The sequence below is a fragment of the Prevotella sp. genome (genome assembly GCF_051059605.1).
Lineage (GTDB): Bacteria > Bacteroidota > Bacteroidia > Bacteroidales > Bacteroidaceae > Prevotella.
In genome coordinates this window covers 339,471-351,036 of record NZ_CP050883.1, presented here as the reverse complement: position 1 = coordinate 351,036, position 11,566 = coordinate 339,471, and the positions used below count along the sequence as shown (strand labels likewise).

General features: G+C 39.9%; 10 protein-coding genes. 1 reads left to right on the top strand and 9 read right to left on the bottom strand.

What is annotated here, in order from left to right; translation table 11 throughout:
- Nucleotides 1-17: 17 nt before the first annotated feature.
- From tsaA to HEQ28_RS01325, 4 genes are all read right to left on the bottom strand, one after another.
- Nucleotides 18-698 (bottom strand): tRNA (N6-threonylcarbamoyladenosine(37)-N6)-methyltransferase TrmO, encoded by a 681-nt coding sequence (gene tsaA / locus HEQ28_RS01340; RefSeq protein ID WP_434503400.1) that lies wholly within the window; start codon nt 696-698, stop codon nt 18-20.
- Nucleotides 695-1,372, bottom strand: coding sequence for a phosphatase PAP2 family protein (locus HEQ28_RS01335; RefSeq protein WP_434503399.1), 678 nt, complete (start codon nt 1,370-1,372; stop codon nt 695-697). Before HEQ28_RS01335 ends, tsaA begins: the two co-directional genes overlap by 4 nt.
- Nucleotides 1,369-3,189 carry an LTA synthase family protein gene (locus HEQ28_RS01330; protein WP_434503398.1) on the bottom strand — a complete coding sequence of 607 codons (1,821 nt, stop codon included), beginning with the start codon at nt 3,187-3,189 and terminating at the stop codon, nt 1,369-1,371. Before HEQ28_RS01330 ends, HEQ28_RS01335 begins: the two co-directional genes overlap by 4 nt.
- A 182-nt stretch (nt 3,190-3,371) precedes the next feature.
- Nucleotides 3,372-4,142 (bottom strand): phosphatase PAP2 family protein, encoded by a 771-nt coding sequence (locus HEQ28_RS01325; RefSeq protein WP_434503397.1) that lies wholly within the window; start codon nt 4,140-4,142, stop codon nt 3,372-3,374.
- Between the two features lie 332 nt (nt 4,143-4,474).
- Here HEQ28_RS01325 and HEQ28_RS01320 point away from each other — a divergent pair, with 332 nt between their 5' ends.
- On the top strand, nt 4,475-4,888 hold the full coding sequence (locus HEQ28_RS01320) for an EamA family transporter (RefSeq protein WP_434503396.1): 414 nt from the start codon (nt 4,475-4,477) through the stop codon (nt 4,886-4,888).
- 76 nt (nt 4,889-4,964) lie between these two features.
- On the opposite strand, the gene HEQ28_RS01315 is transcribed toward HEQ28_RS01320, so the two are convergent.
- The 5 genes from HEQ28_RS01315 to HEQ28_RS01295 all read right to left on the bottom strand — a co-directional run bounded on the left by HEQ28_RS01315 (nt 4,965) and on the right by HEQ28_RS01295 (nt 11,376).
- Entirely contained in the window at nt 4,965-5,870 is a 906-nt protein-coding gene (locus tag HEQ28_RS01315; RefSeq protein ID WP_434503395.1) for an efflux RND transporter periplasmic adaptor subunit, read from the bottom strand.
- Complete coding sequence (locus HEQ28_RS01310; RefSeq protein ID WP_434503394.1) at nt 5,867-7,096, bottom strand: TolC family protein; 1,230 nt, start codon at nt 7,094-7,096, stop codon at nt 5,867-5,869. Before HEQ28_RS01310 ends, HEQ28_RS01315 begins: the two co-directional genes overlap by 4 nt.
- A gap of 2 nt (nt 7,097-7,098) precedes the next feature.
- Nucleotides 7,099-10,215: an efflux RND transporter permease subunit gene (locus tag HEQ28_RS01305; RefSeq protein WP_434503393.1), complete on the bottom strand. Its 3,117-nt coding sequence runs from the start codon at nt 10,213-10,215 to the stop codon at nt 7,099-7,101.
- An 87-nt stretch (nt 10,216-10,302) separates the two neighbouring features.
- Nucleotides 10,303-10,626, bottom strand: coding sequence for a DUF6660 family protein (locus HEQ28_RS01300; RefSeq protein ID WP_434503392.1), 324 nt, complete (start codon nt 10,624-10,626; stop codon nt 10,303-10,305).
- Nucleotides 10,627-10,944: 318 nt separating this feature from the next.
- Nucleotides 10,945-11,376, bottom strand: coding sequence for an Hsp20/alpha crystallin family protein (locus HEQ28_RS01295; RefSeq protein ID WP_434503391.1), 432 nt, complete (start codon nt 11,374-11,376; stop codon nt 10,945-10,947).
- Between the last annotated feature and the right edge of the window lie 190 nt (nt 11,377-11,566).

The following is an 11,566-nucleotide window of genomic DNA, read 5'->3' as shown; positions in this document are numbered from 1 at the left end:
AAATTGTAAAAAAATAGTTACCAAACTAATGTAGCATTACCAGACTTAACAACAAAGTGAATGTCAAGTCCTGCAAATATCATACCGTAAACCTTATCGTTATCATCCTGATATTGTGGACGAGGATCTTCACTTATCACCTCTGTAAGTTCGGCAATTAACTCTTCATTCATCCCTGCCTGAACAAGTTTAGCCCTATCTTCATCAGTGATGACAACATCCAGTTTTGTCCATTTGTTTTTATCTACAAAACCACATCTTGCACCTTCGTGAGAATCAACATAAGTTACATAAGGTTTTATATCATAAATCGGAGTGCCGTCCATCAGGTCTGCACCAAGCACATTTATGATCGGTCCGTTTTTAGCATCGTAATCAATAAAATCTATCTTTACAGAAGACATTCCCAGTCTGTTTGGTCTGAAAGGACTGCGACTAGCAAACACGCCTACCTTTTCGTTACCACCCAATCGTGGCGGCCTCACCATAAGACTTGACGCAGCATGACTATTGGCAGAAAACTCCCATATAAGCCAGATGTAATCAAAGTCTTCCATTCCTCTTATGGCATCAGCGTTTCTGTACTTTGGTTCAAAAACGATGCTGCCTTTAAGGCTGCCGATGACACCGCTTTGTCTGGGAATACCAAACTTAGAATTAAACGGTGAATGGAAATATGCGATAGGCTCGATGATCATACTCTATAGAATATAGCTGTTATGAATATTGCTGCAAAAGTTGTAAGTCCAACACATATCGGTACATAAATCTGTTTAAGGTCTTGTGCATATTTCTTTCCACTGAGTCGCTGAAATACGTAATACACCACAGAAGAACCAACGAGTCCGAACAAAGCGCCAACAACGAGATCACCAAAATAATGCACACCCAAATACATTCTGCTATAACATACAATCACTGCCCATACCGCAAGAAAAAAAGTAAGCCAATGACGTCTTAGAAGATAAGCCATGAAAAACACGAGTCCCCACGTGTTACTTGCATGTGATGAAGGTAAGCCGTAGCGTCCTCCACGGTGTCCGTCTACGATATGTACCATACTGGAAATAGGATTCTGCAAGTTACTTGGGCGCATGCGAGCTGCCCAAGGGCGAATGATATGCGAAGTGAAGCTATCTGTAAAGAGTATTACCACTCCCACTGTAACCAATATACCCAGAACAACTTTTGGTGAATAATTGCGCAGCATTACATATAGTAATGATAAATACAGTGGTACCCAAATAAATCTGTCGCTGACTAACCACATAAACGTGTCCCAATATGAATTGTGACAACCATTTACAGTAAGGAAAACTGAAGTATCAGCTGACTTCAGTTCCTGCATAATATCAAGTAATTGAACTATCATCTTTTTGAAATATCGTCGTATAGTTTTTGCAGATATGCTTTTCCACGATTTAGTAGAAGGCTTTTTCGCTTTCCTTCATTAAGCATTATCTTGTTTGATGTGTTATCATATATAATATGATTGTCAGCTGTTGCCATTCCCCATGCGTCAGGAACAGTGAAGAATGCAAAGTGTGGCGCTTTGGCGTCAAGCATATCCTTACTGAACTTTATATCAGAATGGTCTAACTTCAGCTGTCCCAGCAACGTAGCTGCAATGTCCTGCTGCGAACCATATACGTTTATCTTTTGTGGTGAGTCTATCGCTCCACCAAGCCAAATCATAGGAATCTGGTATCGCTTAATCTCAAAATTACTGATGCCCTCAGGATAACATCCCAAATGATCAGGAACAAGGATAACTAATGACTTCTTCCAGCGTCCGCTTTTCTTTAGGAATGAAATAAAATTGCCAACACTATGATCGGCATAAGCAAAAGCATTCAGCACTTTGTTGCCCAACTTATGATAAGGCACGTCAAAAGGCTCATGCGAACTACTTGTCTGCAACACTCTCATCATTGGCTGCTTAGTCTGCTTCTCTGTCTTTAAGTCTTTTTCCAGTCTGTTAAACACAAGATGATCAGGCACACCCCATTTGCCAAGTCTTTCATTAATAGGGAAATCAACGTCAGCAACGATGTCAGCAAATCCCATACTAGTAAGGTAGGAGCGCATATTTGTGAAGTCAGCATCACCGCCATAGTAATATTTCAGACCATATCCAGCCTTACCCAACTTTTTTGATATAGAAGGCAGATCGTTTGTCTTCTTTGGATATTTCATTAAACTCATTGTTGGCTGTGCAGGATATCCGCTTAATATAGCCAACGTGCCACGATCAGTTCTAAAACTGTTGGCATAGAAGTTAGTGAAATAGATACCTTCGTTCTTTAGTTTGTTTATATTCGGCAGTGCATTGGTTTTCATCACGGCTTCAGAGAAGCTCTCTAGGATTACGATATATACATCTGGTCGGTGATTATTAATCACCTCTTTTGTGGAATCGCTTTTTGTATAAATCATTTTGGCAAAGAGCTTATCAGCCTTCTTACCGTCCATAAATCTATATTGTTCAGCGAAATCTTCCTGATGACTCAAACTCTCCATGATGCTAAAGAATGGATTTACAGCAGCATGGTTCAGTTTCATATCAGTGCTGAAATATACTTCTCCGGTATTCATAGCCGAAACCGTGATACCACCACGAATAGGCAAAAACAAAAGTCCTACCAACACCGTCATCAAAACGGTACTCTTCACCCTATATGCAACACTTCCGAGTGGCTTTTTATCCCTTTCAAGGAAAGTCCAGCGCAAAGCATAAAATATGCCAACGGCTATTGCCAATGCCAATAACACACCGAAGATAACAGTAACCATACTCACGCTAGCAACGGCGTCAGAAGGTGACGAGAAGAAATAAAACAGCGGTGTTGAATCCAATGGGAATCCCCAGTATTCATACAAAGCTATGTTCAGGCAAAACGTAAGAGAAATAAACAGTGCCACGATTCCCATATACACGTGTCCTATCCATTTCAGAGCATTACTCCTTGTCCATATAGCTCCTATAAGCAGCAATCCAGGTAATACGCAAAGATATCCCGACATGGATAAATCAAGTGGTAAGCCATGAAGCATTACTCTAAACCATTCAATAACGCCAACGTCAGAGAAACGCTTATAATAAGCCAACATAAAAAGTGGTTTCTGGATAAGGAACAAACCTACCAGAACCATATATAACTTGATAAATTTCAGTATTTTAATTTTCATTTATGCGTTCAAAATGCCGTATTATATGTCTATCCTGCATTTAGTGACAAAGGTACACAAATATAACTTTCAAATACAGAAACGGCACTGTGCTTTTGCACAGATTAACATTTGTACGAAACTATAAACAAAACTGTCGTTTTTTATAACATTCAGGTGACAAACAGAGTTAGAATTCATCATTAGAATCTAACTAAGCCGGCACACCCTGCCCCATTGCCGTCATAATATGGCATAGCAACAAATTGCATACTATGTTTCTTTTTCTGGCAATCTGCATTCTTAAATATTTTAGGATAAAGCCAATACGAGAATTTAGTACTCAATATACCAATACCTGCACCAGCCAAGATATCATTCAACCAATGTCTGTTGTTATACATTCTGAAGAATCCAGTTCCCGCAGCCACTGCATATCCAGCTACGCCAATCCATGGTGATACATTTCTATATTCCTGATACAGAAATTCGGCACCCATAAAAGCCATAGCCGTATGACCTGAAGGAAAAGAATTATTAGTTGTTCCATCAGGACGCATCTCTTTGATGGTACGTTTCATTGTATTTGTAACGATACCCATTGTAATAGCTGACATAGCTAATATCATTGTTCTGTCTTTAAAGTCATGAACACCCTTTATTCCAATAAGGTTCAATCCATAAACAGACAATGCCGGCACATATTGTGAATAGTCATCAATACTAAATTTAGAATCAATGCCCTCACGAAGTTCTTCATTTATTTCGTGGGTTTGATGATTCAACCAATCACTTCCAATGCTCAATACTCCCACACCTAGACAAATAGCAGGAGCTATAAAATGTTTTAACTTCAGATTATGAGTATTATCTACCGAATCAATTTTAACACTACTATACTTCAAACTATCACCTTGCGCAATTGCCTTGCATGTTACAAGACAACTTATCAATACCATTAATACTATTTTCATACACTATAATTAGGATTCTGGGACAAAATTACTATTTTTTTTTGTAGCAACTATTAATTTCTATGATAAACGAGCTAAATTACACAATATTGTAACATTTAGTACGAAAATTCATTTCTTCATGAACTATACCCCCCACTTTGCTTGCATTGGCATTTGATGTGAGACTTTTTGAACAGATACATTTCTGACTTATAATTAGCTGCCATACTGCAAATATAAAAATCAATAAAACATACCATCGTAAATAATAAAGTACTACCTTTGCAACATCATATCTTGTAAATAGTTGATTTACTCCCTGATATGTAAGGGTAAAAAGAAATAAAACAATGTGGAAATATTATGCTTTATTGTCAGCATGCTTTGCTGCACTGACGGCAATTTTCGCTAAAGTAGGAGTCAAGGACATCAACTCTGATTTAGCAACTGCTATCCGTACCACAATAATATTGATTATCACGTGGGGAATAGTTATCATTGGTAATCATCTTGGAGAAGTTAAGGAGATAACAAGCCATACTTGGATATTCCTTGTTTTGTCAGGAGCTGCAACAGGACTTTCATGGCTCTTTTACTTCAAGGCTTTGCAAAGTGGAAATGTATCACAAGTAGCTCCTATCGACAAGCTCAGCGTAGTAATCACAATCATTCTCTCTTTCTTTATATTGAAAGAACCGGTAACATTGAAAGTTATATTGGGTGCCGTGTTTATCACCGCTGGTAGCCTAATCATGCTATTATAATCATATTTAATTCCTTCATTTGCTCTGCACCACAATCAAGATATGACACAGAGCCATGAAGGAATCAAACTACACTTTATTCAACAACACCTGTCACAAACATATCAGGCAATAGCTTTGAGGCAGGTTGCTTGATGATCTTTGCATGAACGGTGACTGATTTAGAACCATCATCAAATGTTGAGTTGATGTCGTAAATGCGTGCACGAAACTTAACCATCGGGTTATTGGTTAGCGATACGTTCACAATCTGACCTATACGCACTTTTGATAAATCTTTCTCAAAAACCTTCATGTCACAATGCAGATTTACATTGTTTACAACGGTCATCAACGATGTTGTCATATCCACATAGCTACCCATACTGATATTAATCTTTCCCACAATACCGCTGATTGGCGAACGAACAGGGATTAATGTTGTAATGCGACCTAACGATACCGAAGATGGGTTCACACCCAACTGGCTGAGTTGTCTGCCTATACCTAGCACACTGGCATTGGCTATCGCATAAGAAGCCTCAGCCTGCTGAAGAGTTTTCTGAACACCAGCTCCCTGACTTGTAAGAGTCTGCTGACGATTTAACTCTAGTCGTGCAGCAGATCGCTCACTAACCGAGGCGATATACTGCCTTTGAAGAGCCACAACCTCAGTGTTCTCTATATAAGCCACAACCTGTCCACGACCTACGCTATAGCCTTCACGCGTAAGAATTCTGCGCACTACTCCACCAGCAATAGGCGAAATATCAGCACGATTCTGAGGATCCAAGCCCAATTTACCAGTCATCCTCACAATATTATTTGTCTTACTTAGATCTGGTGCTGGGTCAGCATCTGCAGATTCTTCATCATCAGCCTCTTCTTTATCTGCAGCCTCAGTCTTACTCTTGTCATTCATGTTATCTTTCTTGTCACTTCCACATGATGCCAACGCAGCTACTACAAAAAGCATCACGATATATCTACTTACTTTCTTCATTGTTTGTCTCCTTTCAGATAATTTAATTCCACAATCGTTTTGTTATATCTGCACACTGCATCAGCATAGTCTTTCCACACATCTACAGCGCTCTGCATATTCTGCATCAGTTCTATATAACCTATAGAACCGTTCTCATAACTTATTTTTGATATACGTTCCATCTCACTCGCTTGTGGCACTCCCTTTGTTTGATAATACTCCAGTGAGTTGAGCGCACTTAGATAGTCATTATATGCCACTTCATAAGCCTTGCGCAGCATATACTCCTGATTTCTGACATTCAGTCTTGCTATATCTACATTCTTACGTGCAGCATTCATTTTAGCCTTCTGCGCTCTAAATGCCAATGGTATATTCACCCCGACAGAAAATCCCATGAAGTCTCCTTTTGAATAAGGGCTTCGCTCTATATTATAAGGGTTGAATCCCTTGATAACAGCCTGAATACTGGCACCCAATGACAACGTGGGCAGATACCCTCGCTTTTCAAGTTTCAACTGGTGGTTTGCCACGTCAACATCAGCCTTTGCAAGCATCAGAAGGGGTGAGTCTATAGATGGATTACTTTGAAAAATTACTTTGTCATCAATAGAATCAACAGGCACGATTAACGTGTCCGTATTCAACCATTTCATCATCACGAGCTGCGCTGTGCGAAAGTCTCTCTCTGCGTTCATATTCTTTATCTCGTTTTCACGCTTCAGTCGCTCTGCGTTCATCTTCTCCAATCTTCCAGTTTCACCAGCTTTGAACTTAGCTACAGCCACACGGTTAAAGTCATTGTAAATACTGTTCTGACGTGAATAGATATTAAGTACGTCATGAGCATATAGCAAATCATAAAAGGCTTTGCTAACCTCGCGTCTCAATTCGATTTCGTTCACCGCCAGTCTACTTCGCTCTACATCAGTCTGCGCTTTCAGCAATGACTTTCGTGCAGTGTAAACACTTGGAAGAGCAAAACTCTGACTCACAGTGATTGCATTATCGGGACTACCTCCACTCGTCGGGTCCTGTGACAGACTCACTGCAGTAGGGTCTAAATTAAAAGCAGTACCTTGCATGGCGCGAGTTCTCTCAACAGCTATCCGTGAACTTTGCAATGAGAGATTGCGTTCCGTAGCCAGTTTCAGTATTTCATTCAGAGTCATTCTGCGTTCCTGAGCTATCATACTTTGCGCTATCGCCATGGTGGCGAGTGCAATGATTATTATTCTTTTCATATCTATTTTTTCTTCCTTGAATACAGTTTATATATTGCCGGCAAAACCACTAGCGTGAGTATGGTGGCAATGATTAATCCTCCTATCACTACTGTTGCTAACGGACGCTGAACTTCGGCACCGTCACCCGTAGAGATTGCCATTGGCAGAAAACCGAGTGATGCCACAAGAGCCGTCATCAGTACAGGACGAAGACGAAGCATACATCCGTTTAGTATTCTTCGGTTGATGTCGGTTATTCCCTGACGTTCAAACTCGTTAAACTGATTTATCAGTACGATACCATTTAGCACCACGACACCAAAGAGAGCAACAAATCCTACTCCTGCCGATATACTGAAAGGCATTCCTCTAGCCCAAAGGGCAATAATACCACCAATAGCTGCAAGCGGAATTTCGGTGAATACAATCAATACCTCACGCATACTTCGAAGAGTGATGAATAGCAGAAAGAGAATGATGACTAATGCCACAGGAACAGCAATAGATAGTTTAGCCTTTGCTTCCTTCAGATTCTCAAACTGACCACCATAGGTATAATGATAACCCGTAGGTAACTTCAGTTCTGCATCCAATTTATGTTCTATATCACTGATTGTACTTTCTACATCTCGCCCACGCACATTAAAGCCAACATAAATACGTCGTTGTCCCTCGTCGTGCGTAATCTGTGACGGAACATTCACATATTTTATTTCAGCTACCTGCGATAAAGGAACTGTGCTTCCGTCGGGAACAGTGAGCAGAAGATTCTGCAATGTTTCCACATTGTCACGTATATCTTTGTTCAGTCGTAAAACAATGTCGAATCGCTTGTCTTCTTCAAAAACAGATCCTGCTGTTGCACCCGCAAAAGCTGATTGCAGTGTGTTGTTAGCATCATCTATTGAAATACCATAGGCTGAAAGACGTGCACGATCATAAATCACCTGCAATTGCGGTAATCCTGAAACTCGTTCTACAACAGGCGTTCCCACACCATCAACATTTGCAATCTCATTTGCCACATGCTTTGCTATACTTGCCAGTGAATCTATGTTATTACCATATATGTTAATCGCCACATCTTGTTTCACGCCTGTTATCAGTTCATTGGTACGCATCTGTATCGGTTGCGACATCTCCACGTTCAGTCCATCAACCTTATTCATGGCTTCTTCCATCTTATCAGATAACTCAGCCTGAGTCTTTGTGGTCGTCCACTCATCCTTTGGCTTTAGTGAAATCATCATGTCTGCACGTTCCACAGGCATTGGGTCTGTAGGTATTTCAGAACTACCTATACGCGTCACCACCTGCTTGACTTCAGGAAATCGCTTCTTTAATATCTTTTCTGCAGCAGTAGTCGACTCTATCATTTTCGTGAGTGATGTACCTTGCTTCATACTCAGTTCGGCACATAGATCGCCTTCCTCAAGATTAGGAATAAACTCACCACCCATTCTGCTGAATACTAACAAAGCCACAGCCAACAATGCCACACCTGAAATGATTATAGCCTTACAGTGTTTCAAACTCTTTTCTACAATCGGATAATAGAATCGCTGAATGGCATGCATCATGCGGTCAGAGAAATTTTCCTTGTGACTGACTTTCTTTGACAAGAAAAGCGAACTAGCTACTGGAACATAGGTAAGCGACAAAATGAATGCACCAAGCACAGCGAAGAATACCGTCATTGCCATAGGTCGGAACATCTTTCCCTCTATACCTACCAGCGTAAACAGCGGAATATAAACCGTCATGATGATAATTTCTCCAAAAGCAGCACTACTCATCATCTTGCCTGCACTATGGGTCACGACCTTATCCATATCGGCTTGCGAGAGTCGCTTTCTACCGAATTTCACACCATGCGTGGCAACATATCCGCTCACACATTCCACGATGATTACGGCTCCATCAACAATAATACCAAAATCCAGTGCACCCAGACTCATTAGGTTTCCACCAACGCCAAACGTCTTCATCATGCCAAAGGCAAAAAGCATTGACAGTGGAATGACAGATGCTACTACCAGTCCGGCACGAGCATTACCAAGAAACAGCACGAGTATGAACATCACGATCAGTAGTCCTTCTACAAGATTGCGCGATATTGTTGCCGTTACTCTATCAACCAACTGAGTACGGTCAATAAACGGCTCTATCACAAGTCCCTTAGGCAGACTCTTCTGGATCTGATTCATACGGGTCTTCACGTTTTTCATCACCTCCTGAAAGTTCTCACCTTTCAACATGAGTGTGATACCACTTACAACTTCGCCCTCACCATTTCTCGTTACAGCGCCATATCTCATAGCTGTACCAAAACGAACATCAGCTACATCTGATACAAGAACAGGAATACTGTTGACGGTCTTCACTGGTATTTGTCTGATGTCATCCAGTGTGTGGGTCAATCCTATTCCTCGTATAAAATATTGATTGTTTCCTTGCTCTATATAACTTCCACCCGTGTTTTTATTGTTCTTTTCGATGGCATTGTAGAGGTCGCTCACGGTAAGACCAAACGAAGCCAGGCGATCACTGTTTATTGCTACTTCATACTGCTTCACATATCCACCCCATCCATTTACCTCAGCAACACCTTCTGTACCAGCAAACTGCTTGCGCACAATCCAGTCTTGCACGGTTCGTATATCCGTCAAGGTGAACTTATTTTCATACCCTTTCTTTGGATGAATTGTGTATTGGTAAATCTCTCCAAGTCCTGTACTGATTGGTGCAAGACTCACTTTACCTGCACCCGAAGGAATCTGTTCCTCAGCCTCCTTCATCTGCTGACTCACTTGCTGGCGTGCCCAGTATATGTCTACATTATCACGAAACACCAATGTAACCACACTCAGTCCACTTCTGCTGATACTTCTGCGTTCAATGATATCAGGAATATTAGCAAATGACATTTCGAGTGGTGTTGTTACATATTGCTCAACTTCCTGCGCTCCAAGTGTTGGAGCTTGTGTAATTACCTGCACCTGATTATTTGTAATATCCGGTGTAGAGTCAAATGGCAATTGGCTCAAAGACACTCCACCCCATACGATGAGGGCTAACGTCATGATGCCAATAACCAATTTATTCTTTATTGAATAATCGATTATTTTCTGAAACATTTAATAAGATTTTATGTATAACGACACATCTATCAACACATCTATAATGATATAAATGCGTAAGTTCAAATAATAAAGTATCTGTTATTACATGACTGGTGGATGCCAAAAAGTGCCATGATACCCCACAGGAGTTTCACCTTGATAAACAAACATTTTATCAATAGCAACTGCTGTTTTATTAAATACAACATGGCTACATGGAAAGAAGAATATAGGAGCATGTACACATCCTGAAGAAATACAGAATGGAGTACATAAATCAACATATTTATAGGTTGTATGATTATCAGCAGTTATCTCAGATACCAATTTGGTTTCCGAGCAATCTCCATTAGCTGTATCGCAATGACAAGGAACTATTGCCAGCAGCATAATGTAAACTGTGAATATGACTGTTATGAATCTCATTATCTATACAAACTATTTTTATATGTGGTGCAAATATACAAAGATATTCTTGCAACTAGGTTGCAAAGGCATGATAAAGTTCAGTATTTTAGATTTATTAGGTAGTTATACTACGACATGATCCTTCACAATGAATCAGAAATTATTGTCTAGCTCAGATGTTACTCTTTGCGTAAATTTGCGTTATCTTCGGGATAAAAAGTCGTTTTACAAAGCAAAGAAACACATCAGCGATATACAGCAACACTTACGTAAACAAAAAAAAGAGCCGAAGCTAATATAGCCCCGGCTCTACATATTACAATCATTGAATATGAATTAACCAACTTCTATTTTACGCTGAACTTTTTGTTCAACTTTTTCAATTTTAGGCAACTGTATTATCAAGACGCCATCTGTGACCTTTGCACTAATGCCTTCTTTGTTAACATTGTCTGGAAGAGAGTATGTTTGCTGATAGTTCGTATATGAGAACTCTCGACGCAGATAACGCTCTTTTTTATTCTCCTCCTTGTGCTCCATTTTATTCTCAATGGCAATATTAAGATCACCATCGTTGTTGATGTTTACACGACAGAACTCTTTTTTGATTCCAGGCACTGCAACTTCCATTGTATAAGCTGTTTCGTCTTCTTTAACGTTAACTGCAGGTGCGGTAGAATTCATTCGTCTCATTGCACTGTCATCAAAGAAATCATTGAATGCATTGTCTAACCAATTGTTGTTTGTACGTAATACTGGTAACCACATAATAAAACCTCCTAATTATTATTTTGTTAAACATATATTCGTTTGGAGTCTCTGCCTTTCGGCTTTGATATCCGATAACAGAAATGCAACAAACATGCCATTAGACAAGTGCTGACTTTTCGTCAGTAAATGTAAACTAAATTAACTATTTATATGCCATTTTCTGACAAGTTTGTCAGTTGTGTTAAAA